This window comes from Paraburkholderia sp. BL10I2N1, from assembly GCF_004361815.1.
Lineage (GTDB): Bacteria > Pseudomonadota > Gammaproteobacteria > Burkholderiales > Burkholderiaceae > Paraburkholderia.
Genome location: NZ_SNWA01000001.1, coordinates 1,699,002 through 1,725,257, shown reverse-complemented (window position 1 = coordinate 1,725,257; position 26,256 = coordinate 1,699,002). Strand labels below are relative to the sequence as shown.

The following is a 26,256-nucleotide window of genomic DNA, read 5'->3' as shown; positions in this document are numbered from 1 at the left end:
CGCTCAGCCCTGCGCGCGAACCTTGCTGAGCAAAGCGGTCGTCGAGCGGTCGTGCTCGAATGGAATCGCTAGCGCGCGGCCGCCCCAGCCGCGCACCAGAGCGGATTCGGGTAGCGTATCCATGTCGTAGTCGCCGCCCTTGACGAGGATGTCAGGGTGCACGGCTTCGATCAGCGCGATCGGCGTCCGCTCTTCGAAGCGCACAACCCAGTCGACACTCTCCAGCGCCGCAAGCAGCGCCATCCGGTCAGCGTCGTTGTTGATCGGGCGATCGTCGCCCTTGCCGAGCATACGCACCGAAGCATCGCTGTTCACACCGACGACCAGACACGCACCCAGCGCTTTGGCGTCCGCGAGATACGTGACATGGCCGCGATGCAGGATGTCAAACACGCCGTTGGTGAAGACCACCGGGCCGGGCAGCGAGGAACGGATCTGGGTGAGCGCTTCGCGGGTCGTGATCTTGCGTTCGAATGTAGCAGGCATGGAAAAGACCGAAAAAGGTGAAATGGCGGCGCAGGCACCTGCGGTGCGCCTGGTGTGGAAATTGAAACAGAAAAGAAAACGACCCGGGAAGCTAATGCCTGCCGGGCCGTGTTTTCGCCTGAGGTACTGCGTGTCCGTTGCCCGGTATAGCGCCTGTCAGACGCACCGGCGACGCGCCCTGCGCATCAGGCAGGTTGTTGCTGCTCGGTCACACCCTGCGATGCCTGCAGACGTGCGACTACTTCCTTGCGATAGCGGTTCAGTTCCTGCGCCGTATTGAACGTGCGCTCGAACAGGATCGACAGGTTGTGCAGGATGCGTTCGACCACCTTCTTTTCCCAGCCGTCGTCGAAACGGATCTGTTCGTCGAGCCAGCGTTCCAGCCATTCCGGATCCGGCAGACGCGACTGGATCGTGTCACGCGGGAACAGCGCCTGATTGACGTGCAGGTTGGTCGGATGCAGCGGCTTTTCGGTGCGGCGCGCCGACGCCATCAACACGCCGATCTTCGCGAATGCCGCGCGGGCGATATCGCCCGTCTGCGCCATCGCCTTCTTCATGTAGCGCAGGTAGGCGCCGCCATGACGCGCTTCGTCGCGCGAAATCGTTTCGTAGATGGCCTTGATGACCGGCTCGGTGTGCCATTCGGCCGCGCGGCGATACCAGTGATTCAGGCGGATTTCACCGCAGAAATGCAACATCAGCGTTTCAAGCGGCGGCGCCGGATCGAATTCAAAGCGCACCGCGTGCAGTTCTTCCTCGGTCGGGCAGAGTTCCGGTTTGAAGCGGCGCAGGTATTCCATCAACACCAGAGAGTGCTTCTGTTCTTCGAAAAACCACACGCTCATGAATGCCGAGAAATCGCTGTCATGGTGGTTATCGCGCAGGAACATTTCCGTGGCGGGCAACGCGGACCATTCGGTGATTGCGTTCATCTTGATCGTTGCCGCCTGCTCGTCGGTGAGCAGCGATGCGTCGAATTTATCCCAGGGAATGTCTTTCTCCATGTCCCATCGAACGGATTCGAGCGATTTGTAAAGTTCCGGATAAAGCATGGTGTTCATAGTCCCACCCCTGTTCTGCGCATTGCGACGTCTGTTCGTATCTGTTTGCTGCGAGCGAGCCAAAGCGCGCTTTCGCGACCTGAGTATTCAATTTTACGCGGTAATCGGGCGCCCAAACGCGCCGCGTGGCAAAGAACCACCTGCGGCATCGGTGCACTTGCGAAAACCAGAGTACTGGTTGTTCCGGCCGACTTTGGGTAAGGAGTACCCGTGCCTGGAGTCGAACCGGACTGGGCCGGCGCCACGCGGTCAAACCGCGCAGCCATCATGCCGGCAACCGTTCGGGCTGCTTGAGTCGTTGTTTTCAGTGCATGCCAACGGGCCAAAAAAGCTTACAGGATGATAGCACGCGAGCCTTACGGTTCCCGCGATTCGGCCTCTTGCCTGCCGCGCCTTTTGCCACTCCCGACACGGCGCGGCGCGCCACACGCGCAGGCCGCCGCCGGTTGACAGCCGCCGCTACAGTCCATTATCGAGCCACCATGCATTACCATCCGTCAAAATGAAGTCAAGGTGATGAATTTCCGCTGACCGTTACGCATTGTGCGGTGATTTTTTTAGTCGCATCCGGCGGAAATCGTGCGCTGATTGCCGGTAGCTGCGCGCGAACCTGGCAGGCTGAAAAGCCAGCCGCGCGCTGTGCGGTCCGTCAGTGCCGAAGTCGATCGCGTGCGGAGCGGCGGCTCGTCATGCCCCGGAGGATGGGACTGCTTTCTTCACGGCGCTCGTGCCGGTACTACTCTTTGCCGATGGTGCGCGCTTCGTAGCAGGGCGTTTCGCGGCAGCAGACTTTTTCGCGACGGAAGCGTCCGCTGCGCGGGGCGCTTTAGCCGCCCCAGATGCCTCGGGACCGTCCGGCCCTTCTGCGGCTTCGGCAATGTCTTCGGCCGTGGCGGTCGCACCAGGTGCCGGGGTCTGGGCCATCGCGAACTGCGCCAGCTGGTTGAACTGCGACTGCAAAAGACTCCACCACGCCGAAGTATCGAAGGTGGGCACTTCCGTCGCACTGCCCGTTTCGTTGGTCTCGCCCGGCTCGGCCTCAGGCGCAGCCTGCCCGGCGGCAGGCGCTGCGGGCGCTTCTGTGCGCGACATCCACGAAGGCGTCGATGTTGCTGCCGACGCTGCCGCAGGCGCGCTCATCGACGTCTGCGCAAAGGCGCCGAACGCGCGCAGCGTGGCCAGCGTCGCACGCTGTACTTCCAGCGCCTGGATCGCCGACTGCAGCATGTTCAGATTCAGCTTGAGCCACTGCTCGACGGCGCGCATGTCGGTGATGCGCTTGTCGAGCTCCTCGACGTTCGTGAGCGGCGCCATCATGTCGGACATCATCGACAGCGATGGCCCAAGGCCTTGCGCACCACCCGGCTGCGCGCCGGGAAACGCCGAACCGAAAGGCGTGAGCCGCATCATGTCCCACATGCGGTCAAGCAATTCGGCTGGCGGGAAACCAGCAAAGCCGGGAAAAGGCGGCGTCGTGCCGGGTGTATCGGTCATGGTTTTCTCCTCGCACCGGTAGGGTTTGGACGACGCGCGACAGCACTCGCCATCCGTTTCATCTGATCATACCGCGCACGCATCAGAACGGATCACCGCCCTTGAAGTCGGGCGCGCGCCGCTCGCGCAGCGAACTCACGCCTTCGCGCACGTCAGGTCCGGCGAAGCCCATGAATTCGAGCGCGAGCGATGTGTCGAACGTCGGCCCCGCCGAGCGCAGCCAGTTGTTCAACGCGTACTTGGTCCAGCGGATCGCCGTCTGCGAACCGCCCGCCAACTTCTGGGCCACTTCGAAGGCCTTCGGCAGCAGATCGTTTTCGTCGACGGCAAGCGACACCAGCCCGATGCGCTCCGCCTCTTCGCCGCTCACCGGCTCGCACAGCATCAGGTAGTACTTGGCCTTCGCCATCCCGCACAGGAGCGGCCAGACGATCGCTGCGTGATCGCCGGCGGCGACGCCGAGGCGGGTATGGCCGTCGATGATCCGCGCCGTTTTCGCCGCGATCGAGATATCCGCGAGCAGTCCGGCGACGAGACCCGCGCCGACCGCCGGGCCGTGGATCGCCGACACCACCGGCTTGCTGCAGTTGATCACGTTGTAGACGAGATCGCGCGCCTCGCGCCAGACGCGCGTGCGCACGTCGAAATCGGTGGCCATCTGCTCGACCAGATGCAGATCGCCGCCCGCCGAAAAGCCCTTGCCTTCCCCGCGAATCACCGCGACGCGCGTGTGCGGGTCGCGATCGATGTCGCGCCAGATATCGGCCAGTTCGCGGTGCATTCGCGCGTCGGCGGTGGCGAGGCCGCTCCTGTTCGCGCCCTCCCCGCTCATGACGATTTCAAGAATGCCGTGCGGATGATGCCTGAGACGCAGCGCGTGATAGCCGGCGTAAAAGGCAGGGTTAGTGGTGGGTGATTCGTGAGACATGGCAGTCGATCCGGTAGAACGATTCGTGACTCAAAGTAACGCCGCGGCCCGCGGCATGCTGCAAACGGCGGCGCGCTTGATTGCACACTTTAGCGCGCCTGATAAACCCATTTCCCTTCGCGAATCTGCACCATCACACGGGCACGCTGATCGAGTCCGAGGTGATCCGTCATGCTCATGTTGACGATGCCGTTGGAGGTCGCCAGACCGCGTGTCGCCTCGAGCGCATCGCGCAGAGCCTGACGGAATTCAGACGTACCCGGCGCGGCGGCCATGAGCGCGATCGGCACCGCGGTGCCGAGCAGCAGGCCAGCATCCCAGGTGTAGGAGCCGAACGCCGATACGCTGCCCGCACCGTGCAACGCCTCGAAGCGCGAGATGTAGTCGAGCGCGAGGCGCTTTGCCGGGTGATCCTCGGGCAGCTGGGCGGCAACCAGCACCGGGCTCGCTGGCAGGAACGTGCCGTTGCAGTCCGCGCCACAGACGCGCAGGAAGTCGTTATTGCCCACGCCGTGGTTGTGATAGATCAAGCCTTTATAGCCGCGCGACTTCAGCGTCTTCGGCGGCAACGCGGCAGGCGTGCCCGCGGCGCCCACGACGACCGCATCGGGATTGGCCGACATGATCTTCAGGATCTGCCCGGTGACGCTCGGGTCGGTGCGATTGAAGCGCTCGTTCGCCACCAGGTTGATGCCACGCAGCTGCGCGAACTTCGCGACTTCGGCGTAGAACGTGTCGCCGAGCGCGTCGGCCTGGCCAATGTAGGCCATCGTCTTCACGCCGTGTTCGCTCGCGTGCTCGGCTATCGCCGAGGCCATCATCGCGTCGGTCTGTGGAGTCTTGAACATCCAGTGGCGTTTTGCGTCGACCGGTTCGATGATCTTCGCCGACGATGCCAGCGAAATCGTCGGCGTCTGGCCTTCGGCAACGACGTCGATCATCGCGAGCGTGTTCGGCGTGGTCGACGAACCGATGATTGCGTCGACGTGCTCCTCGGAGATCAGCTTCTTCGTATTCTGGACGGCCTGGGTGGTGTCCGAAGCGTCGTCGAGCACGAGGTACTCGATTTTCTGGCCCGCCATTTCCTTTGGCAGAAGCGCGACCGTGTCGCGCGCGGGAATGCCGAGCGAAGCAGCCGGACCGGTCAGCGACAGCACCAGCCCGATCTTCACCTGCGCGAGCGAGACGCCCGGCAGCGCAGCGCAGAATGCAAAGGCCACGAGCGCCACCAGCCGCTGCGGTGTGAGTGCGTGGAGCGTCAATGTTCTGGGACGCCCAGGCTCGGGAATGGACGACCGGAATCGCAGCATGCAAGGCTCCTCTCCGTGGCAATCTGTTCTTTTTCCTGCTGCCCCCTTCCCGCTGGGGACTCGATGCCTGCGCGGCCCGTACGTGCCACGCGTCCGTCAGTTTAGACGCGCGGGCGCGCTGCGGAATCGGGCGAAACCCTCCTGGCAGGCGCCGTCCGGCAATCGGAGGGTCCGCCCGGTCCGACCTCAATGCGCGCCGTCGAGCGGCGCGACAGCCTGCTCGATCGAGCCGAAGATCGACTTGCCCGCTTCATCGAACATTTCGATCTTCACCGTATCGCCGTACTTCATGAACTCCGTCTGCGGCGCACCGTGCTCGATCGTCTCGAGGCAGCGCTTCTCGGCGATACAGCAGTAGCCGCGCTTTGCGTCCTTGTTCGAAACCGTGCCCGAACCGACGATCGTCCCGGCCCGCACATTGCGCGTCTTCACTGCGTGCGCGATGAGCTGGCCGAAGTGGAACACCATGTCGGTGCCGGCATCCGGTTGGCCGACCTTTTTGCCGTTCCAGTGCACGATCATCGGCCGGTGCACGCGGCCTTCGCGCCAGTGCCCGGCGAGCTCGTCGGGCGTCACCGCAACCGGCGCGAACGACGTGGCCGGCTTGCTCTGGAAAAATCCAAAGCCCTTCGCAAGTTCGGCGGGAATCAGATTGCGCAGCGAGACGTCGTTTGCGAGTGTCACGAGACGCACGCCCTTCAAGGCCTGGTCGGGCGTTGCGCCCATTCGTATATCGCCGGTGATGACGGCGACCTCCGCTTCGAAGTCGATGCCGAACGCCTCGGACGCGCAGACAATGTCGTCCTTCGGTCCCATGAAGTCGTCGCTGCCGCCCTGGTACATCAGCGGGTCGGTCCAGAATTCAGGCGGCATCTCCGCGCCGCGCGCGCGGCGCACCAGTTCGACGTGGTTCACATACGACGAGCTGTCGGCCCACTGGAACGCCCGCGGCAGCGGTGCCATGCAGGCCTTCGCGTCAAACGCGAAGGCATTGCGGGCACGCCCCTGGTTGAGCGCGTCGTACAGATCGATCAGTTGCGGCGCGTAGAACGTCCAGTCGTCGAGGACGCGCTGCAGCGTCGGCGCGATCGCATCGGCGATCGCCGCAATGTGCAGGTCGCGGGACACGACGATCAGCTGACCGTCGCGTGTGCCGTCCTTCAGCGTGGCAAGTTTCATAGGGGAAGTAAGCGGTGTGGATGACGTTAGAAGGAATCTATTCTACGATGGTGAATCGGTGCGGCCCAAACCTGTCCCTTCTGGAGCGATGGTGCTGCCCCGTTAGTTGCCGTACTGGTTGCGCCGTCGTTGCGACTTCGGGTGCCCGCCTGGGTGCCCGCTTAGTTGCCCGCTTAGTTGCCCGCTTAGTTGCCCATTTATCGGGCACCTGGGTCGTCCCGACGCTGCCAGATCGTTGCCCCGTTCACGTTTCATCGCTCGCGCATGACGCGCCTTGTCCATGCCTTCACTTGCACGCTCCGGCACCCACCCCGACCCCAGCTCACCTGAACCGGCCGAAGTCGACGCCATCGAACCCTCTGACGACGAGCGCGAGGAAGCCGGCGAAGAAAAACTGCGCTCCGGCATCCAGTCGATCGAAGTCGGCTTTCGCCTGCTCGAAGTGCTGACGAACGAACCGCGTGCCATGATGTTGCGCGACCTTGCCCAACGCGCGGGTATGAGCCCGGCGAAGGCGCACCGCTATCTGGTCAGTTTCCTGCGGCTCGGTGTGGTGTCGCAGGATCCGCTCTCGGGACGTTATGAACTCGGCGGCTTCGCGCTCCAGCTTGGCCTTGCGCGACTGGCACGCGTCGATGGCGTGAAGCTCGCCCGTATCGCACTTGCCGAACTGCGCGACCGGCTCGATCTCACTGTCGGCATCGCGGTGTGGGGCAATCAGGGGCCGACGGTGGTTCACTGGATGGAATCGAGCCATCCGGCGAAGGCATCGCTCAAGCTCGGCGACGTCATGCCGTTGCTCAGCTCGGCTACCGGCCTGCTGTTCGCTGCGTACCTGCCACGTAGCAAGACAGGCGCGATGATCGAACGCGAGCTCGCCGATTCGCACCAGGCGTCTTATGCCAACGCCCCGCGCACGCCGGAAGAAGTCGAAACGCTGCTCGCGAACGTGCGGGTCCACGAGGCCGCGCGCGTCGAAGGCATGCTGCTGCCCACTATTCACGCGTTCTGCATGCCTGTTTTCGATTCGACGGGCGACCTTGCGCTGGGGCTGATTGCGCTAGGGCATGAGGGTTCGTTCGATATCCGTTGGGACGGCACGATCGACACGGCGATGCGTGAGTGCGCGCAGAAGCTTTCATATGAACTGGGTTACAGTGCAACGCCGCGTGAGCCTATGTGACGGATGTCACGGAGCAAAGCGGCGCACCGTTAACACTTGACAGTCACATGACGGAACATCGTCAGTTGCGTTGCTGTCGAAACGGTTCGCTGAACCACGATAGTCGACAAAAGCTCCGCCCCATGTGCCACTTCACTCATTCACCGCTTTCCTCGTAACAGGCGCTACGTCTTTCCGATGTCGTCCCAGTCTGTCGCCCGTCGTTCCGACCTCACGCTCCGCGTCAATCCGCGCGCGCGCCGAGGCGTGCGCGCGTGGCGCTGGGGCGTCGTACTCGCCGTCGTGGTCGCGCTACACTGGGTCGCGGCGCAATGGGTCGAGCGTCACCGCGACGCTGCTCAACCGCTCGACGCCGAACACGCGCCGGTGCAGGTAGCGCTTCTGAAGCCCGAACGCGTCGAGCAGACGCTCGCCAGCGAGGCGCCGCGCCCACACACAGCGACGCACGCGAGAGCCGTGCGCCCACGCAGCGAACACGTGCTCACGGCTACGCGCCCGGACGCCCCACAATCCGCAAGAGCGGCTGTGGACGCGGCATCTGCGGCAGCTTCCGCACCTGAAGCCGCCGCCACACCTGCTGCGGCCTCGAACGCGGGTGAAGACGTGAAGGCTGCACAGGCATCGCCCGGGGTGAAACTTTCCGTACCGCCCTCAGGCGATCTGCAGTACGACACGTTCTACAACGGCGTCCGTAACCAGCCGGGTACGATCCACTGGACGAGCGACGGACAGACCTACGAGATGATCGTTTCCGTCCCTCTGCCGTTCGTCGGCACCTTCAGCTATTCGAGTCATGGCCATGTCGACGCTTTCGGCATCGCGCCTGATCAGTACATTGAAAAGCGCGGGCATCGCGCGGAAGACGTGACGATCTTCAACCGCACCGCAAAGCAGATCGCGTTCACGCGCACACCTGCCACGCTCGCGCTGCCCGACGGTGCGCAGGACCGCTTCAGTATGGTCATGCAGCTCGCCAGTCTGGTGCGCGGCGATCCGGGCGCATACAAGCCGGGCGTCACGCGCGAGTTCTATGTCGCCGACAACGACAGCGGCGAAATCTGGCCGATCGAGACAGTTGGCGATGAAACGCTTCGCATCCCGGGAGGCTTTGTCGATGCGCGCCATTTCATGCGCCTGCCGCGCCACGAAGGCGACCGCCGGCGTATCGACGTATGGCTCGCGCCGTCGCTCGGCTGGTTGCCGGCGCGGATCCTGCAAACCGAACCGAACGGTACGCAGGTCGAGCTTGTCTGGCGCGGAAAGCTTGCGCCGGCGGATTCAAGCGGCAACACGGACAGCGCCACTGACGACAGCGCCACTCAGCCCGACAACGCGCCCGAAAAGCCCTGAACAGAACCGGCGCTTCATTCGAGTGCCGAAACTTCTGCGCAATCCGTCACTCGCACGATGAGCAGCACCCGTTTGCAGCTTCACGGCCGAGCTCGCCTGCGAGCCGCAAACGGCTCTTCCACCGTGTCATTTCTGATGGAGCCAGCATGCAACTAGACATCAACGGCATCGAGACCCGATATGTGCTGAGCAACGAGGGCGGCGGCCCCTGGCTGACTTTCATTCACCAGCTCGGCGGCGACCTGTCGATCTGGGACCAGCTCGCGGGCTACTTCCGCGACGATTTCACCGTGCTTCGCTACGATGTGCGTGGACACGGCGCAACAGCGGTTCCCGACCGGCCGTTTAGCGTTGCCGATCTGTCCCGCGATCTCGCCGCGCTACTCGACGCACTTGGCGCGCCGCATACCCATCTCGTCGGCATGTCGATGGGCGGCATGATCGGGCAGCAGTTCGCGCTCGATTACCCGGCGCGCGTCGACACCCTGACGCTCGCTGACACATCAAGCGGCACACCACCCGAAGGCCGCGCGATATGGGATCAGCGCGCGGCCGCGGCGCGCTGCGACGGCATGACCGCGCTTGCGCCCGCGACGCTTGACCGCTGGCTCACGTCCGATTTTCAGACATCGCATCCGGAAGCGGTCGAACAGATCCGCGATGTCCTGCTGCGCACATCGCCGCAGGGGTATGCACTCGCCTGCGAGGCCCTGCGCGATTTCGACGTACGCGAGATGGCCAATGCCATCCGGGTGCCCGCTCTCGTGGTTGCAGGCCGCCACGACACAGGCATACCGCCCTCCGTCACGGAAGCCATCGCAAATGCCATTCCCGGAAGCCGTTTCGAACTGCTCGACGCCGCCCACCTGGCGCCGATCGAACAATCGCATCGTTTTGCCGCATTACTTGAAACGTTTCTTGCAACTGGGGTCTAAACTGTAGATTCGGACCTCTTCTATGCGCGTTACTCCGGGTCCACCCCTTGAATTCCAAACCCTATGCTCCATATACGGCACAGGAACGGCCAAGGAGCCAACGGAAATATAAGGAGTGTCGCCATGCAGATGATCTATAACAGCCCCAACTATTGTGTTGTCGAGTTTCCGCCCGAAGACGGGCATCTCGCCATGCGTTCCGGTGGCTACGAGATTGTTGACAAGACCATGCAGCGCGAAATCTACATCGACGGCGCAATGGCGGCGCGTTTTCGTGAACATGTGCAAAAGCTGATCGAAGACGAGCCGTCACTCGACGAAGTAGACGAATTCCTCGGACAGTTCGACAGCCTGATGCATCAGCCGGTCATCCTTCATTGACACGTCGCCCTGGCGACACCCCCTGAACCCCCGTTCGGCACGCCGGACGGGGGGTTTTTATTGCATTCCCGCAAACGACACCCCGTGCCCGCCCGCCATGCGGGCACGGGCGGGGCGGAGCCGCCGTGCTGCGGCTACAATGACGAGTTTCCCGCATATTTCGGCGCAAGCCCTTGCCAGCCATGAACCAGCCTGCTCCATCCGTTGTTCCAGCCGGACCCGGCGCCGCTTATACACGCGGCGCGACGCTGCCCGCGCTTCTGAAGTCGCGCATCCTGATCCTGGACGGCGCGATGGGCACGATGATCCAGCGCTACAAGCTCGACGAGGCGCGCTATCGCGGCGAGCGTTTCAAAGACTCTTCACGCGACATCAAGGGCAACAACGAACTGCTATCGATCACCCAGCCGCAGATCATCAGCGAGATCCACGAACAATATCTCGCGGCGGGCGCCGATATCGTCGAAACAAATACGTTCGGTGCAACGACCGTCGCGCAGGCCGACTACGGGATGGAGAGCCTTGCGGCCGAGATGAATCTCGAGTCGGCAAGGCTCGCGCGCGCAGCCTGTGACAAATACTCGACAGCCGACAAGCCGCGCTTCGTTGCGGGCGCAATCGGACCGACGCCGAAGACCGCGAGCATTTCTCCAGACGTGAACGATCCGGCAGCTCGCAACGTGACGTTCGACGAACTGCGCACCGCGTATTACGAGCAGGCGAAGGCGCTGCTAGACGGCGGCGTCGATCTGTTCCTCGTCGAAACGATCTTCGATACGCTGAACGCCAAAGCTGCCCTGTTCGCTCTTGACGAACTGTTCGAAAACACAGGCGAGCGTCTGCCGATCATGATCTCGGGCACGGTAACCGACGCGTCGGGCCGGATCCTGTCAGGGCAGACGGTCGAAGCGTTCTGGAATTCGCTGCGCCACGCGAGACCGCTCACCTTTGGTCTGAACTGCGCATTGGGTGCGGCGCTGATGCGCCCGTACATCGCGGAACTGTCGAAGCTGTGCGACACGTACGTATCGTGCTATCCGAACGCTGGCCTGCCGAATCCGATGAGCGACACCGGTTTCGACGAGCTGCCCGCCGATACGTCCGGCTTGCTTAAGGAATTCGCCGAAGCGGGACTGGTGAACATCGCGGGCGGCTGCTGCGGCACGACGCCGGAGCACATCGCCGCAATCGCGCAGGCGCTGGCGGACATCAAGCCGCGCAAATGGCCAACCCAATACCGCGACGCCGCCTGACGAGCGCTTCACGCCTTACCCTCAATACCGCACCGACGCACACAACCGAATCAGGCACAAGACATGACCGATCACACCATGCGCCTCTCCGGCCTCGAGCCGTTCAACGTCACCTCTGGCGCGCTCTTCATCAACGTCGGCGAACGGACCAACGTGACCGGCTCGAAGGCGTTTGCCCGCATGATTCTCAACGGCCAGTTCGACGAAGCGCTTGCGGTTGCACGTCAGCAGGTCGAGAACGGCGCGCAGGTCATCGACGTCAACATGGACGAAGCGATGCTCGATTCGAAAGCGGCCATGGTGCGCTTCATGAATCTGATCGCGTCGGAGCCGGACATCGCGCGCGTGCCGATCATGATCGACTCGTCGAAATGGGAAGTGATCGAAGCGGGTTTGAAGTGCGTGCAGGGCAAGGCGATCGTCAACTCGATCTCGCTGAAGGAAGGCGAAGAGGCATTCCGTCATCACGCGAACCTGATCCGCCGCTATGGCGCGGCCGCCGTCGTGATGGCCTTCGACGAACAGGGGCAGGCCGACACGTTCGAGCGCAAGACGCAGATCTGCAAGCGCTCGTACGACTTCCTCGTGAACGAAGTCGGTTTCCCGCCGGAAGACATCATCTTCGATCCGAACATCTTCGCGATCGCCACGGGCATCGAAGAACACAACAACTACGCGGTCGACTTCATCAACGCGACCCGCTGGATCAAGGCAAACCTGCCGTACGCGAAGGTGAGCGGCGGCGTGTCGAACGTGTCGTTCTCGTTCCGCGGCAACGATCCGGTGCGCGAAGCGATCCATACCGTGTTCCTCTATCACGCGATCCAGGCGGGGATGGACATGGGCATCGTCAACGCCGGACAGCTCGGCGTGTATGCCGACCTCGATCCGGAATTGCGCGAACGCGTCGAAGACGTGGTGCTGAATCGCCGTCCGGACGGCACCGACCGTCTGCTCGAGATCGCCGACAGATTCAAGACCGGCGCCGCGAAGAAGGAAGAGAACCTCGAGTGGCGCAACCAGCCGGTCGAAAAGCGTCTCGCGCATGCGCTGGTGCTTGGCATCACGAACTTCATCGTCGAAGACACCGAGGAAGCCCGCGCAAAAATCGCCGCCGAAGGTGGCCGCCCGATCAACGTGATCGAAGGTCCGCTGATGGACGGCATGAACATCGTCGGCGACCTGTTCGGGCAGGGCAAGATGTTCCTGCCGCAGGTCGTGAAGTCGGCGCGCGTGATGAAGCAGGCCGTCGCGCACCTGATCCCCTTCATCGAAGAAGAGAAGAAGCTGCTGGCCGAGGCCGGCGGCGATGTGCGCGCGAAGGGAAAGATCGTCATTGCAACCGTGAAAGGCGACGTCCACGATATCGGCAAGAACATCGTGTCGGTGGTGCTCCAGTGCAATAACTTCGAAGTGGTCAACATGGGCGTGATGGTGTCGTGCAACGACATCCTCGCGAAAGCGAAGGTGGAAGGCGCGGACATCATCGGTCTCTCGGGACTGATTACGCCGAGCCTCGAAGAGATGGCTTACGTCGCCTCGGAAATGCAGCGCGATGACTACTTCCGCGTGAAGAAGATTCCGCTCTTGATCGGCGGCGCCACGACTTCGCGCGTCCATACGGCCGTCAAGATCGCACCGAACTACGAAGGGCCGGTGGTGTACGTGCCGGATGCGTCGCGTTCGGTGTCGGTGGCGTCGAGCCTGTTGTCGGACCAGGGCGCGGCAAAGTACCTCGAAGACCTGAAGGCCGATTACGACCGCATCCGCGACCAGCACGCGAACCGCAAGGCTCAGCCGATGGTCACGCTTGCCGAGGCGCGCGCCAACAAGACGAAGATCGACTGGGCCGCTTACCGGCCCGCCAAGCCGAAATTCATCGGCCGCCGCGTGTTCAGGAAGTTCGATCTGAACGAACTGGCGAACTACATCGACTGGGGGCCGTTCTTCCAGACGTGGGACCTCGCCGGCCCCTACCCGGCGATCCTGAACGACGAGGTTGTCGGCGAATCGGCGCGGCGCGTGTTTTCCGATGCGAAGTCGATGCTCGCACGCCTGATTCAGGGACGCTGGCTGCAGGCCAACGGCGTGATCGCCCTCTTGCCCGCCAACACGGTCAATGATGACGACATCGAGATCTACACCGACGAATCGCGCTCCGAAGTTGCGCTCACGTGGCGCAACCTCCGCCAGCAGAGCGTGCGGCCGGTCGTCGACGGCGTGATGCGGCCGAACCGGTCGCTCGCCGACTTCATCGCGCCGAAGGATTCGGGCCTCGCCGACTACATCGGCATGTTCGCGGTGACGGCCGGTCTGGGTGTGGAAACGAAGGAAAAGCAGTTCGAAAAGGACCACGACGATTACAGCTCGATCATGCTGAAGGCGCTCGCCGACCGTTTCGCGGAAGCATTCGCCGAAGCGATGCACGCCCGCGTGCGGCGCGACCTGTGGGGCTATGCGAGCGACGAGACGCTGTCCAACGAAGACCTGATCCACGAGAAGTATCGCGGCGTCCGCCCGGCGCCCGGCTATCCGGCATGCCCGGATCACCTCGTGAAGCGCGACATGTTCAGCGTCCTGCGCGCCGACGAGGTGGGGATGAGTGTGACCGAATCGCTCGCAATGCTGCCTGCGGCGAGCGTATCGGGCTTCTACCTCGCGCATCCGGACAGCACCTACTTCTCAGTCGGCAAAATCGGCCAGGACCAGCTGGACGACTACGCGAAGCGGATGAACCTGTCGAAGGCCGATGCTGAGCGGGCCTTGGCGCCACAGTTATAGGCGCCCCACTATATCGCCAGCCATAGCCTGAATATTTCCGGCAGCGGGTTTTTCGTCTTTGTAGACTGCAACGGCCTGACCCTGCCAGACGCGACAGAAAAACGCGTCGGCTCAACGACTTGCAATCGACCCGGAGAAACCCGTATGAAGAAGCTGACGCTGTTGTTGACTGGACTTTCGCTGGCTTTCGGCGCCTCGATGGCGCGGGCGCAGCAACCCGCGGCACCGACCGAGGCGAGCGCGGTCAGCTCATACTCAGCGCCCACGGAAAAGCATGTGAAAAAGCCGAAGAAGGCAAAGCAGACGAAGAAGGGAGCTTCAGCGCCGATGGCCGCGCCGGCGGAAGGCGCCAGCCAGTAGGCAGCGTGACGCAACCCAGACGAAAGAGCCCGCTTGCAGCGGGCTCTTTTTTCATCGATTCAGCGAAACAGGCGGTGCCGGCACGCCGGCCTCACCGCGCGTTTCGCGCGCCGCCCGGTGTCCGGCGGCGAAGTCAAACGCCCCAGAGGACGTCCGTATTTTCCTTCTGCGCCGCGCGCAGCATGTCGAGGAACGGGAACGACCGCTGCGCGAGGCCGATTGGAACCTCATGACGCTCGCGGCCTTCTTCACCTTCATGGAAGTGGCCATCGTGCTCGGCACGTTCCTTCTTGTCGGTAGTGATAGCGGCTTCGAGTTTCGCGATCGCGACTTCGAGTTCGTCGTGGCTGATGACGCCGCGTTGGCCAAGCCGCTTGCCGACAATGCCGACGAGATACTGGGCGAGATTCTCCAGCATCACCACGTCCGGGCAGGCGTGGCATTTGAACGTAATCAACATGGCAGTTCCCTTTTCGTTATGTTGGACCCGCGCGTGCGGCGGCCATCAGGACGCTTCCGCACTGGCCCCACCGGCTCGATCGTATGCACCGGCTGACCCGGCTCTTGCCGGGTATCTCATTGGACATATTAGCACCTGCTAAAATTCGTCTGGACGGAAAAAGCGCGCCCCGCTGCGCCGGACAACCATCGCCGGAACGACCGGCTTGCCTGCCCACCCCGCTGCGGCCGGCGTCGCAGGCGAATGCCTGACAGCGCCGATGACGGCCACCATGCCAGTCTGGATGCGAGCCCAGAGCCGGTGCGGCGCCCGCTTTCCCCCATTTGACGGACTGGCTGCGCGCACCGCGTACAGCCGGGGCCGCTCCCGATTACACGGACTGTCTCACTGGACTCGCAACAAGCATGCTGCCTGCACACAAACAAACCCTCGAAACACTGTTCGCCGACGCCGTAAAGCAGGTCGCTGAAGCGGCCCAGGGCGCAGCCGATGCGGCCTTCGTCGCGCCCGCCATTACGCTCGAACGGCCGAAGGTCGCGGCCCATGGCGACGTCGCGTGCAACGTCGCCATGCAACTCGCCAAGCCGCTGCGCGCGAATCCGCGCCAGCTCGCCCAGCAGGTCGTCGACGCCGTGCTCGCGCACCCCGCGGCTCAGGGTCTGGTTGAAGGCGCGGAAGTGGCGGGGCCTGGCTTCATCAACCTGCGTCTGTCCGCTGCGTCGAAGCAGGCGGTTGTCCGCGCCGTGTTTGCCGGAAAAGAGACGTTCGGCCATTCGGCGCGCGAGGCAGGCAAGCACGTGCTGGTCGAATTCGTGTCGGCCAATCCGACCGGCCCGCTGCACGTCGGCCATGGCCGTCAGGCGGCGCTCGGCGATGCACTGTCGAACGTGCTGGCTTCGCAGGGCTATGACGTTCATCGCGAGTTCTATTACAACGACGCCGGCGTCCAGATCCAGACACTCGCCCTGTCGACCCAGGCTCGCGCGCGCGGCCTGAAGCCCGGCGATGACGCCTGGCCGGAAAGCGCCTACAACGGCGAGTACATCGCCGACATCGCGCATGACTACCTGAACGGCGAAACGGTCGCCGCGAAGGACGGCGAGCCGGTCAAGGGTGCGGGCGACGTCGAAGACCTCGACGCGATCCGCCGCTTCGCGGTGGCCTATCTGCGTCATGAGCAGGACATGGATCTGCAGGCGTTCGGCGTGAACTTCGACCAGTACTATCTGGAATCGTCGCTGTACGAGGAAGGCCGCGTCGAGAAGACCGTCGCAGCGCTGATCGCCGCCGGCAAGACCTACGAGCAGGAAGGCGCGCTGTGGCTGCGCACCACCGACGATGGCGACGACAAGGACCGCGTGATGCGCAAGACCGACGGCACCTACACGTACTTCGTGCCGGACGTCGCCTATCACGTCGCGAAGTGGGAACGCGGCTTCACGAAGGTCATCAACGTGCAGGGCTCGGATCACCACGGCACGATTGCGCGCGTGCGCGCCGGTCTGCAGGGGCTCGGCATCGGCATTCCGAAGGGCTATCCCGACTACATCCTGCACAAGATGGTCACCGTGATGCGTGATGGTCAGGAAGTGAAGATCTCCAAGCGCGCGGGCAGCTACGTGACGGTGCGCGATCTGATCGAATGGTCGGGCGGCGCGACGCCGGGCACGGAAACGTCGCCGGACCTGCTCGACGAAGCGACGATCCGCCGGGGTCGCGATGCGGTGCGCTTCTTCCTGATCTCGCGCAAGGCCGATACGGAGTTCGTGTTCGACATCGATCTCGCGCTCAAGCAGAACGACGAGAACCCGGTGTATTACGTGCAATACGCGCACGCCCGGATCTGCTCGGTGCTCAACGAATGGAAATCGCGCTATAACGCCGACGAAGCCGTGCTGCCGACCGTCGACCTGGCGCCACTGTCGACCGAGCGCTCGCTCGCGCTGCTGCAGAAGCTCGCGGAGTTTCCGGACATGCTCGAACATGCGGCGAGCGAACTGGCGCCGCACGCGGTCGCGTTTTATCTGCGCGACCTCGCGGGCGAATTTCACTCGTTCTACAATGACAAGGCCGAACGCGTGCTCGTCGACGACGAACCGGCACGCAACGCGCGCGCAGCGCTACTCACGGCGACGCGTCAGGTGCTGGCGAACGGTCTTGCGACGATCGGCGTCTCTGCTCCCGAAAAGATGTAACCCCCGTGGTTCGGCATGGGTGCGGCCGTCGTTATAATCGACGGTCGTTCCAGACTCTTTTTTCTTTGGCAGGTGATTCAGACGATGGCAAAACCACGCCGCACAACAAAGCAGTCTAAACAGACCGGGGGTACTTTTCTCGGTATCGTGCTGGGCCTGATCGTCGGCCTGGCGATCGCGGTGGTGGTGGCGCTCTATATCACGCGCGCGCCGACGCCATTTGTGTCGAAGGTCGCGCCGCCCGCCGCATCGGACACGGGCGCCAGCCAGCCCCAATACGATCCGAATCGCCCGCTGCAAGGCAAGACGCCTGGCCAGCCGGTGCCGCAGGCCGCCCAGCCCGCGCCCCCGAACACCGCGCCGGGTCAAACGACGAACCAGACGCAATCGTCGGGCATGCTCGAAGAACCGCAGATCGTCGAAGTGCCGCCGTCGAATGCGAACGGTGTCGCTGTTGCGCCGAAAGCCGCGACCGATAACATGGGCAGCAACGCCGCACCGGCGAAGAAGCCGCCAACGGCATCGACCGCTCCGGGAGGCAGTGGCGCCACCGCGTACGCGAACAACGCGACATCGGCGCCGAAGGCCGGTCCAACGCCCACGCCCGCCCCCACGGCGGCAGACGCGAACACCGGCTACTTCCTGCAGGTCGGCGCGTACAAGACTTCTGCGGACGCCGAGCAGCAACGCGCGCGCCTTGGCTTCCAGGGCTTCGAATCTAAGGTCACGGAGCGCGATGCGGGCGGTGTAACGTACTATCGCGTACGCATCGGACCGTTCTCGAAATTCGAGGACATGAACACAACCCGTCAGCGCCTGTCGGATGCGGGCGTCGATACCGCTGTGATCCGCTTCACAAAACAGTAATCCGCCGAAACGTAAAGCCCGCTGCGCCCCCGAACCTTCGGCGCGCGGTGCGGGTCTTACGCAGGGTGCGCCTGCCGTCCAGGTCGAAACAGGTGCAGGCGCGTAGCGCCAGTCACCGTTACTCCGTACTCAGCCTTAACAGGTCAACAGAACATGAAGAAACTGCTCAGCATTCTTTTCCTTTCACTGGGCCTCGTCGCAGGCGCAGTGCAGGCGGCGCCGGTTGCCGGCAAGGACTACACCGTGCTGTCAACGCCGCAGCCGGTCGAAGTGCCCGCAGGCAAAATCGAGGTCACCGAATTTTTCTGGTACGGCTGCCCGCACTGCAACGAGTTCGACCCGTACCTTGAAGCATGGGTCAAGAAGCAGGGTCCGGACGTCGTATTCAAGCGCGTGCCGGTTGCCTTCCGTGACGACTTCATTCCGCATTCGAAGCTGTACCACGCGCTCGACGCACTTGGGCTCGCGCAGGAACTGACGCCGAAGATCTTCAACGAGATCCACGTCAACAAGAACTACCTGCTGACGCCGGAAGAACAGGCGAAATTCCTCGCGAAGAACGGCGTCGATCCGAAGAAGTTCATGGATGCGTACAACTCGTTCTCGACGCAGAGCGCGCTGCAACGCGACAAGAAGCTGATGGAAGACTACAAGATCGACGGCGTACCGACGCTCGCTGTGCAGGGCAAGTACGAAACCGGTCCTGCCGCGACGAACAGCCTGCCGGGCACGATCCAGGTGCTGGATTCCCTCGTCTCGCAGGTCCGCGCCAAGAAGATGTAGTGACACAGCACGCGCCGGCATGAGTACACCGTTGAAGGTTTTCATCACCGGCGCGTCGAGCGGCATCGGCCTCGCGCTCGCCGCCGAATACGCGCGGCGCGGCGCTGTTCTCGGCCTCGTCGCCCGTCGCGGCGACGCGCTCGCCGAATTTCAGCAGGCCCACCCGCAGCATCCCATCTCCATTTATCCCGCCGATGTCCGCGACGCAGACGCGCTTGCCGCCGCGGCAGAACAGTTCATCGCGCAATACGGCTGCCCCGATGTCGTGATCGCCAACGCCGGCATCAGTCGCGGCGCGGTCACCGGCCACGGCGATCTCCATACGTTCCGCGACGTGATGGACGTCAATTACTTCGGCATGGTCGCCACTTTCGAGCCGTTCGCGCACGCCATGGTCGCCGCGCGCAAGGGCACGCTGGTCGGCATTGCGAGCGTCGCGGGCGTGCGCGGGCTGCCGGGGTCCGGCGCTTACAGCGCCTCGAAGGCGGCGGCGCAGAAGTATCTCGAAGCGCTGCGCGTCGAAATGCGGCCACAGGACGTCGCCGTGGTCACCATCGCGCCCGGCTATATCCGCACGCCGATGACGGCGCGCAATCCGTATCCGATGCCTTTCCTGATGGATGCCGACCGCTTTGCGGCGAAGGTCGCCAACGCGATCGCCCGCAAGGCGTCGTTTGCGGTCTATCCGTGGCAGATGCGCTTCGCCGCGGCCGTGCTGCATGTGCTGCCGCGCTGGCTCTACGACATGCTGTTCGAAAAGGCGCCCCGCAAGCCGCGTGCGTCCGAATAGCCGATGAGCACGTGCGCGGTCGACGCAGCAGGTGTCGTGCACGAACCGGCCGCGCCCGACGCACGCATCGTCTCGCTCGTGCCAAGCATCACGGAGTTGCTGTTCGCGCTACGGCTCGACTCGCAGATCGTGGGGCGCACCGGGTTTTGCGTGCACCCGCGCGACCTTGTGCGCCGGGTGCCGAAAGTCGGCGGCACGAAGGCGGTCAAGGTCGATGCGATCCGCGCGCTGCATCCCACCCATCTGATCGCCAACATCGACGAGAACGAAGCAGAAACCGTCGATATCCTGCGCGCCTTCGTTCCGCACGTCGTCGTGACGCATCCCTTGACGCCGCAGGACAACTTCGCACTCTACAGGCTGCTCGGCACGATCTTCGATCGCAGCGCCGAGGCGCAGCGCTTGTCAGAAGCGCTCGAATTGAGGCTGCAGGAAACCGTGCAACACGCGTGGCCTGCGGAGCAGGTGCTGTACGCGATCTGGCGCGACCCATGGATGACGGTTGCGCGCAACACCTACATCTCGGCGATGCTTCGGCTTGTCAACTGGCAGACACTGCCGGCGGCGCATGGGGGGCGCGAAGGCGCAAACCGCTATCCTGTCTTCGATCTCGACGCACCATGGCTCGCCGGAGTCGATCGGGTGCTGCTGTCGAGCGAGCCGTATCGCTTCACCGAAGCTCATCGCGCTGCGCTCGAGCGCGACCCACGGCTGGCAGGGAAACGCGTCGAGCTGATCGACGGCGAACTGGTGTCCTGGTACGGCGTGCGGGCAATCGAAGGAGTGGCTTATCTGGCGAGGCTCGCATCGGCCGGTTAAGCCGGGGCGATCGCAGGCGCGAGTGCGCGCCCAATATGGATATGCCGATTAAGTTGTTGTCGCTGCAACCACCCTTCGATAAGCTTTCTCCCAGGCGGGTGCGCCAGACTGGACGCAGCGCCCGAGCCAAAAACGTACCAGAATAAAAAGATGTGCAGCCGCGCCGGTTGCCGTCATGCAATGAATCCGACGAACTGCCCGACCACGATTGCTATCGGAGATCCTATGCGCTTCAAACTGCTCGCTGCCGCCCTGCTCGCTACAGCGCCCGCGCTCGTCCTCGCCAAATCGCTGACCGTCTGCACGGAATCGAGCCCGGACGGCTTCGATGTCGTCCAGTTCAACTCGCTCGTCACGACCAACGCATCGGCCGATGTGATCTTTAACTCGCTTGTTTCATACGATGAAGCCGCAAGGAAAGTCGTGCCCGCGCTCGCCGGGAACTGGGACGTCAGCGCCGATGGCCTCACCTACACGTTCCATCTGCGCCCGAACGTGCAGTTCCAGACTACCGACTACTTCAAGCCGACCCGCGCGCTCAATGCCGACGACGTCGTCTTCACCTTCGCGCGCATGCTCGACGACAGCAACCCGTGGCACAAGGTGGCGGGCGCGAGCGGCTTCCCGCACGCGCAGTCGATGGGTCTCGTGAAGCTGGTCAAGTCCGTCTCGAAGGTCGACGACAACACCGTCAAATTCGAACTGAACGAACCGAACGCGACCTTCGTGCCGATCCTGTCGATGGGCTTCGCATCGATCTATTCCGCCGAATATGCGGACCAGTTGCTGAAGGCCGGCAAAGAGGTCGACCTGAACGCGAAGCCGGTCGGCACCGGCCCGTTCGTGCTGAAGAGCTACACGAAAGACGCGGTGATCCGCTATGACGTGAACCACACCTACTGGGGCCCGAAGCCGAAGATCGATCGCCTGATCTACGCGATCACGCCGGATGCAACGGTGCGCGCGCAGAAGGTGAAGGCAGGCGAATGCCAGATCGCGTTGTCGCCCAAGCCGCAGGACGTCGCCGATGCGAAAACCGACAAGGCGCTTAATGTGGTGCAGACTCCGGCGTTCATGACGGCGTTCGTCGCCCTGAACACGGAGAAGAAGCCGCTCGACAATCCCAAGGTGCGTCAGGCGCTGAACATGGCTTTCGATCGCCCGACGTACCTGAAAACCGTGTTCGACAACACGGCGTCGCCCGCGACCAATCCCTATCCGCCGAACACCTGGAGCTATGACACGTCGATCCAGGCGTACCCGTACGATGTCGCGAAGGCAAAGAAGCTGCTCGCCGATGCGGGCCTCGCAAACGGCTTCGAGACCACGATCTGGGTGCGTCCGAACGGCAGCGTGCTGAACCCGAATCCGAAGGCCGGCGCGGAGCTGTTGCAGGCAGACTTCGCGAAGATCGGCGTGAAGGCAGAGGTGAAGGTGATCGAGTGGGGCGAACTGATCAAGGAAGCGAAGCAGGGCCAGCATGACACGCTGTTCATGGGCTGGGCTGGCGACAATGGCGATCCGGACAACTATCTGTCGCCGCTCTTTAGCTGCAATGCGGTGAAGTCAGGGATCAACTTCGCGCGCTATTGCGATCCGCAGCTCGACAAGCTGATCGCCGAAGGCAAGGCCACGCCGGATCAGGCAAAGCGTGCGAAGGCGTATGAAGCGGCGCAGAAGATCATCCACGATCAGGCGCTTTGGATTCCTCTTGGGTATCCGACTGCGGCAGCGATCACGCGCACAAACGTAAGCGGATATAACGTGAGCCCGTTCGGCCGGCAGAACTTTACGACGGTGAACGTGCAGTAAAAGAATGTCTTGCGCATAAAAAACAGGCCCGGTTGCGATGCACCGGGCCTGTTTCGTTGCAGCGCATTGCCGCGCGGCGACGACTACGAAGAAAACCGGATCACACCATCCGCGTCATGCGTGCGCTTCAACTCACCCGCGAGCCACAGCAGATGCAGGTGCGCGAGCGCCTCACCCATCGCAAACGTCAGTTGGTGAATATCGAGTTGACGCTTGAACATCAACGGCACGATATCGGCTGCGCTCTGCGGCTTTTCTGCGCATGCGGCGCGCACCTCGGCGAGCCGCGCATCATGGTGATCGCGCAGTTGTCCGATACGCGTATGAACACCGCGAAACGGCTTGCCGTGCGACGGCAGCACGAGCGTGTCAGCGGCCATTGTTTCGTAGCGTTTCAGCGAATCCAGATAGAGCGCAAGCGGATTGCCTTCCGGCTCGATGTCGAACACCGACACGTTCGTCGAAATGCGCGGCAGCACCATATCGCCGGAAATCAGCAGGCCGGTCTCGTCGCAATGCAGTGCGCAATGTTCAGGTGAATGACCGTAGCCCGTCACGATCCGCCACGTACGGCCGCCGATCGCGAGCGCATCGCCCTCGCGCATACGCCGGTACTGGCGCGGTATCGAGGGCACAAGATTCGAGTAGTAGCTTGTGCGATTGCGCAGCTTGTCGAGCGACGCCTGATCGGACAAACCGTGCCGCGCGAAGTGACGGGCCGCCCCCTCCCCGCCTGCGTTCGAACCGTCTCCAGCCGCCATTACGCGGCCCAGCATGTACTCGCCCAGCGAGATCCACAGCCGTACCTCCCAGCGTTTCCTGTCGCCGCCAGTGCAGATCCAGTCCGCGAGGCCGAGATGATCCGGATGGCAATGCGTGACGATCACGCGCAACACCGGCAAGCCGTCCAGCACCGTATCGAACACCTTTTCCCAGTTCGTCCTGATCGCGTCGGTCGCAACCCCGCAATCGACGATCGTCCAGCCTTCTTGCCCGTCGATTTGGTCGCGCAGCAGCCACAGGTTGATGTGATCGAGTGCGAACGGTAACGGCATGCGCAACCAGTGCACGCCGGGCGCCACTTCGAGCGCCTGGCCGGGTTCCGGAAGTGTGTCGCTGAAGGGATAGTCGAGCTGGTGTTCAAGTGCGTTCATTGCGGATGTCTTCTCCTTGCTTGCGCGATTCGCACGCGGCAAAAGCGTGACAAAAACGGTTTGCCACTCGCCGGGTGCGTCGCGTAGTTGCGCTTTGTTCAGGTTGACGATAACGTAAACGTCGATCTTACGTCCAATTCGTTTTTTGCCCAGCCGGCCGGGCACCCCGACGGACATCTCTGATGAACACGCAATACACGATCACCGAACTGGCACGTGAATTCGACGTGACGCCGCGCGCGATCCGCTTCTACGAAGACCAGGGTTTACTCTCACCGAGCCGCGAAGGCTCAGGCGGTCTGCGACGCGTGTATTCGGGCCGCGACCGCACACGGCTCAAGCTGACGCTGCGCGGCAAGCGGCTCGGCTTCACGCTGTCGGAAATCCGCGACCTGCTCGACCTGTACGAATCGCCGACCGACACCGTCCCGCAGCTCAACGCGTTCCTCGCGACGGTGACGCGCCATCGCGAAGTGCTCGAAAGGCAGTTGGAAGATCTGAACGCGACACTCGAAGATCTGGCGCAATACGAAGCGCAGGCGCGTGGCTTGCTTGAAGGCAGCGCGCGGCCCGAAGCGGAAGACGGCGCGCCGCGACCACTTTCCCGGCGCGAGGAGAAAACCGCCTCCGAATAAAAGTCTGCCGCGAGATCGCGCGACTAACCGCTGCATTGCGCAGCATTGAATGGAGATAGCCTGAAAGGCGGCGAACGCCCGCGAACATGCTGACGGCGGCATGTCGCAAGCCCGACGCCGAATAGCCTCGCGGCCGCACCCGGACGATACAATGACGGGTGTCTTCACGACACTGGACGCACGCACGGTCGACATGAATCACTTTCCCAAACTGCTCTCGTCGCAGATCGGCTTCGATGTCGCGCAGACCATGCTCGAAGGTTTCGACCGGCATTACCGGATCTTTCGCGAAGCCGCGATTCACGCCAAGGCCCTCTTCGAAGCCGGCGACTGGCACGCTCTCCAAAGGCTCGCGCGCGAGCGCATCACGTCGTATGACGAACGCGTCGAGGAATGCGTCGTTCTGCTCGAAGATGAGTACGACGCGGAAAATATCGACGATGAAGTCTGGCAGCAGATCAAGCTGCACTACATCGGCCTGTTGACGACGCACCGCCAGCCCGAGTGCGCGGAGACGTTTTTCAATTCGGTCTGCTGCAAGATCCTGCATCGCTCGTATTTCAACAACGACTTCATCTTCGTGCGGCCGGCGATTTCGACTGAGTACATCGAGAACGACGAACCCGCCGCCAAGCCGACCTATCGCGCGTATTACCCGGGCAAGGATGGCCTTGCCGCGACGCTCGAGCGCATCGTCACGAACTTCCAGCTGGAGCCGCCGTTCGAGGATCTGACGCGCGACGTCGGCTGCGTGATACAGGCAATCCGCGACGCATTCGGCAATTTCGTAGAAGCCGCCAATTTCCAGATTCACGTGCTGTCGTCGCTGTTCTACCGGAACAAGTCGGCCTACATCGTCGGCCGCATCATCAACGGCGACGCGTTGCTGCCGTTCGCCGTGGCGGTGCGTCACACGCGGCCGGGCGTGCTGGCACTCGATACCGTGCTGCTCAGGCGCGAGCAGCTGCTGATCATCTTCAGCTTTTCGCACTCGTACTTTCTGGTCGATATGGAAGTGCCGTCAGCGTATGTGGAATTTCTCGGCACGATCATGCAGGGCAAGCCGAAGGCGGAAATCTACACGTCGGTGGGCTTGCAGAAGCAGGGCAAGAACCTGTTCTATCGCGATCTGCTGCACCATCTGTCGCATTCGAGCGACCAGTTCATCATTGCACCGGGCATCCGCGGGCTGGTGATGCTGGTGTTCACGCTGCCATCGTTTCCGTACGTGTTCAAGCTCATCAAGGACCGCTTTCCGCTACCCAAGGAAACCACGCGCGAGCAGGTCCAGCAGAAGTATCAGCTCGTCAAACGACACGACCGCGTGGGGCGGATGGCTGACACGCTCGAATATTCAAGCGTCGCTTTGCCGCTGTCGCGACTTGACCATGCGCTGCTGTGCGAACTCGAAAAAGAAGTGCCGTCGATGCTCGAATACGAAGGTGAGGACCTCGTCATCAAGCACCTGTACATTGAACGCCGGATGGTGCCGCTCAACCTGTTCCTGCAAAACGGCAGCGATGCCGACGTGGACCACGGCATCAAGGAATACGGCGACGCGGTGAAGGAACTGATGCAGGCAAACATCTTCCCGGGCGACATGCTGTACAAGAACTTCGGCGTGACGCGCCATGGCCGCGTCGTGTTCTACGACTATGACGAAATCGAATACCTGACCGACTGCAACGTGCGCGCGGTGCCGCCTCCGCGCAATGACGAAGACGAAATGTCGGACGAGCCGTGGTACACGGTCCGCCCACACGACATCTTTCCTGAGACGTACGGCACCTTCCTGCTCGGCGACCCGCGGGTGCGGGCGAGCTTCATGAAGCATCACGCCGACTTCTTCGACCCCAAGCTCTGGCAAACGCACAAGGATCATCTACTGAAGGGCGAACTGCCCGATTTTTTCCCGTATGACCGGAGTATGCGTTTCTGCGTCCGGTACCAGGCGCGCTTTGCCGGTGAGGACGGCGCGCCGCAGGATACGGACAGCGAGCGCGCCATGCGTGCCGCGTGAGCATCATGCGCACCGCA

Annotated in this window: 23 protein-coding genes; 15 read left to right on the top strand and 8 right to left on the bottom strand. The window is 62.9% G+C overall.

Translation table 11 applies throughout. From position 1 onward, the window contains the following. Positions 1 to 3 precede the first annotated feature (3 nt). From rfaE2 to B0G77_RS08020, 6 genes are all read right to left on the bottom strand, one after another. Entirely contained in the window at positions 4 to 486 is a 483-nt protein-coding gene (gene rfaE2 / locus B0G77_RS08045; RefSeq protein WP_133661648.1) for a D-glycero-beta-D-manno-heptose 1-phosphate adenylyltransferase, read from the bottom strand. Between the two features lie 185 nt (positions 487 to 671). Continuing rightward, positions 672 to 1,550 (bottom strand): ferritin-like domain-containing protein, encoded by an 879-nt coding sequence (locus tag B0G77_RS08040; RefSeq protein ID WP_133661647.1) that lies wholly within the window; start codon positions 1,548 to 1,550, stop codon positions 672 to 674. 687 nt (positions 1,551 to 2,237) lie between these two features. Then, the gene (locus B0G77_RS08035) at positions 2,238 to 3,044 is read right to left on the bottom strand and encodes a PhaM family polyhydroxyalkanoate granule multifunctional regulatory protein (RefSeq protein WP_133661646.1); all 807 of its coding nucleotides are present in this window, start codon (positions 3,042 to 3,044) and stop codon (positions 2,238 to 2,240) included. An 82-nt stretch (positions 3,045 to 3,126) separates the two neighbouring features. Then, the gene (locus B0G77_RS08030) at positions 3,127 to 3,972 is read right to left on the bottom strand and encodes an enoyl-CoA hydratase/isomerase family protein (RefSeq protein ID WP_133661645.1); all 846 of its coding nucleotides are present in this window, start codon (positions 3,970 to 3,972) and stop codon (positions 3,127 to 3,129) included. A gap of 89 nt (positions 3,973 to 4,061) precedes the next feature. Then, positions 4,062 to 5,282 carry an ABC transporter substrate-binding protein gene (locus B0G77_RS08025; protein ID WP_133661644.1) on the bottom strand — a complete coding sequence of 407 codons (1,221 nt, stop codon included), beginning with the start codon at positions 5,280 to 5,282 and terminating at the stop codon, positions 4,062 to 4,064. A 186-nt stretch (positions 5,283 to 5,468) separates the two neighbouring features. Next, the gene (locus B0G77_RS08020) at positions 5,469 to 6,461 is read right to left on the bottom strand and encodes a fumarylacetoacetate hydrolase family protein (RefSeq protein WP_133661643.1); all 993 of its coding nucleotides are present in this window, start codon (positions 6,459 to 6,461) and stop codon (positions 5,469 to 5,471) included. Positions 6,462 to 6,741: 280 nt separating this feature from the next. On the opposite strand from B0G77_RS08020, the gene B0G77_RS08015 reads away from it, so the two are divergent. The 7 genes from B0G77_RS08015 (at position 6,742) to B0G77_RS07985 (ending at position 14,704) form a co-directional block, all read left to right on the top strand. Further along, positions 6,742 to 7,644: an IclR family transcriptional regulator gene (locus tag B0G77_RS08015; protein ID WP_133661642.1), complete on the top strand. Its 903-nt coding sequence runs from the start codon at positions 6,742 to 6,744 to the stop codon at positions 7,642 to 7,644. Between the two features lie 177 nt (positions 7,645 to 7,821). After that, a complete protein-coding gene (locus B0G77_RS08010; protein ID WP_133661641.1) occupies positions 7,822 to 8,994 on the top strand; it encodes a DUF3108 domain-containing protein in 1,173 nt (390 codons plus the stop codon). Between the two features lie 146 nt (positions 8,995 to 9,140). Beyond that, complete coding sequence (pcaD, locus tag B0G77_RS08005) at positions 9,141 to 9,929, top strand: 3-oxoadipate enol-lactonase (protein WP_133661640.1); 789 nt, start codon at positions 9,141 to 9,143, stop codon at positions 9,927 to 9,929. Between the two features lie 123 nt (positions 9,930 to 10,052). Then, entirely contained in the window at positions 10,053 to 10,310 is a 258-nt protein-coding gene (locus B0G77_RS08000) for a DUF3567 domain-containing protein (protein WP_090527467.1), read from the top strand. A gap of 182 nt (positions 10,311 to 10,492) precedes the next feature. Then, positions 10,493 to 11,563, top strand: coding sequence for a homocysteine S-methyltransferase family protein (locus tag B0G77_RS07995; protein WP_133661639.1), 1,071 nt, complete (start codon positions 10,493 to 10,495; stop codon positions 11,561 to 11,563). A gap of 24 nt (positions 11,564 to 11,587) precedes the next feature. Continuing rightward, positions 11,588 to 14,344 carry a methionine synthase gene (metH, locus tag B0G77_RS07990; protein ID WP_279571346.1) on the top strand — a complete coding sequence of 919 codons (2,757 nt, stop codon included), beginning with the start codon at positions 11,588 to 11,590 and terminating at the stop codon, positions 14,342 to 14,344. A gap of 144 nt (positions 14,345 to 14,488) precedes the next feature. Beyond that, complete coding sequence (locus B0G77_RS07985; RefSeq protein WP_133661637.1) at positions 14,489 to 14,704, top strand: acid-shock protein; 216 nt, start codon at positions 14,489 to 14,491, stop codon at positions 14,702 to 14,704. Positions 14,705 to 14,837: 133 nt separating this feature from the next. Here the strand turns inward: B0G77_RS07985 and B0G77_RS07980 are convergent, their stop codons facing one another. After that, positions 14,838 to 15,164 (bottom strand): DUF1840 domain-containing protein, encoded by a 327-nt coding sequence (locus tag B0G77_RS07980; RefSeq protein WP_133661636.1) that lies wholly within the window; start codon positions 15,162 to 15,164, stop codon positions 14,838 to 14,840. 404 nt (positions 15,165 to 15,568) lie between these two features. Here B0G77_RS07980 and argS point away from each other — a divergent pair, with 404 nt between their 5' ends. The 6 genes from argS (at position 15,569) to B0G77_RS07950 (ending at position 22,430) form a co-directional block, all read left to right on the top strand. Then, on the top strand, positions 15,569 to 17,359 hold the full coding sequence (gene argS / locus B0G77_RS07975) for an arginine--tRNA ligase (protein ID WP_133661635.1): 1,791 nt from the start codon (positions 15,569 to 15,571) through the stop codon (positions 17,357 to 17,359). A gap of 84 nt (positions 17,360 to 17,443) precedes the next feature. Then, positions 17,444 to 18,226: an SPOR domain-containing protein gene (locus tag B0G77_RS07970; protein ID WP_133661634.1), complete on the top strand. Its 783-nt coding sequence runs from the start codon at positions 17,444 to 17,446 to the stop codon at positions 18,224 to 18,226. A 153-nt stretch (positions 18,227 to 18,379) separates the two neighbouring features. Then, the gene (locus B0G77_RS07965) at positions 18,380 to 19,009 is read left to right on the top strand and encodes a thiol:disulfide interchange protein DsbA/DsbL (protein ID WP_133661633.1); all 630 of its coding nucleotides are present in this window, start codon (positions 18,380 to 18,382) and stop codon (positions 19,007 to 19,009) included. Between the two features lie 19 nt (positions 19,010 to 19,028). After that, positions 19,029 to 19,799, top strand: coding sequence for an SDR family oxidoreductase (locus B0G77_RS07960; RefSeq protein WP_133661632.1), 771 nt, complete (start codon positions 19,029 to 19,031; stop codon positions 19,797 to 19,799). Between the two features lie 3 nt (positions 19,800 to 19,802). Beyond that, the gene (locus B0G77_RS07955) at positions 19,803 to 20,618 is read left to right on the top strand and encodes a helical backbone metal receptor (protein WP_133661631.1); all 816 of its coding nucleotides are present in this window, start codon (positions 19,803 to 19,805) and stop codon (positions 20,616 to 20,618) included. Positions 20,619 to 20,843: 225 nt separating this feature from the next. Further along, entirely contained in the window at positions 20,844 to 22,430 is a 1,587-nt protein-coding gene (locus B0G77_RS07950) for an ABC transporter substrate-binding protein (protein WP_133661630.1), read from the top strand. An 83-nt stretch (positions 22,431 to 22,513) separates the two neighbouring features. Here the strand turns inward: B0G77_RS07950 and B0G77_RS07945 are convergent, their stop codons facing one another. After that, a complete protein-coding gene (locus B0G77_RS07945) occupies positions 22,514 to 23,584 on the bottom strand; it encodes an MBL fold metallo-hydrolase (RefSeq protein ID WP_133661629.1) in 1,071 nt (356 codons plus the stop codon). Between the two features lie 182 nt (positions 23,585 to 23,766). On the opposite strand from B0G77_RS07945, the gene B0G77_RS07940 reads away from it, so the two are divergent. Both B0G77_RS07940 and aceK read left to right on the top strand, forming a co-directional pair. Then, positions 23,767 to 24,219, top strand: coding sequence for a MerR family DNA-binding transcriptional regulator (locus B0G77_RS07940; RefSeq protein ID WP_133661628.1), 453 nt, complete (start codon positions 23,767 to 23,769; stop codon positions 24,217 to 24,219). 193 nt (positions 24,220 to 24,412) lie between these two features. Further along, entirely contained in the window at positions 24,413 to 26,239 is a 1,827-nt protein-coding gene (gene aceK / locus B0G77_RS07935; protein ID WP_133664071.1) for a bifunctional isocitrate dehydrogenase kinase/phosphatase, read from the top strand. The last annotated feature ends 17 nt before the right edge of the window (positions 26,240 to 26,256 follow it).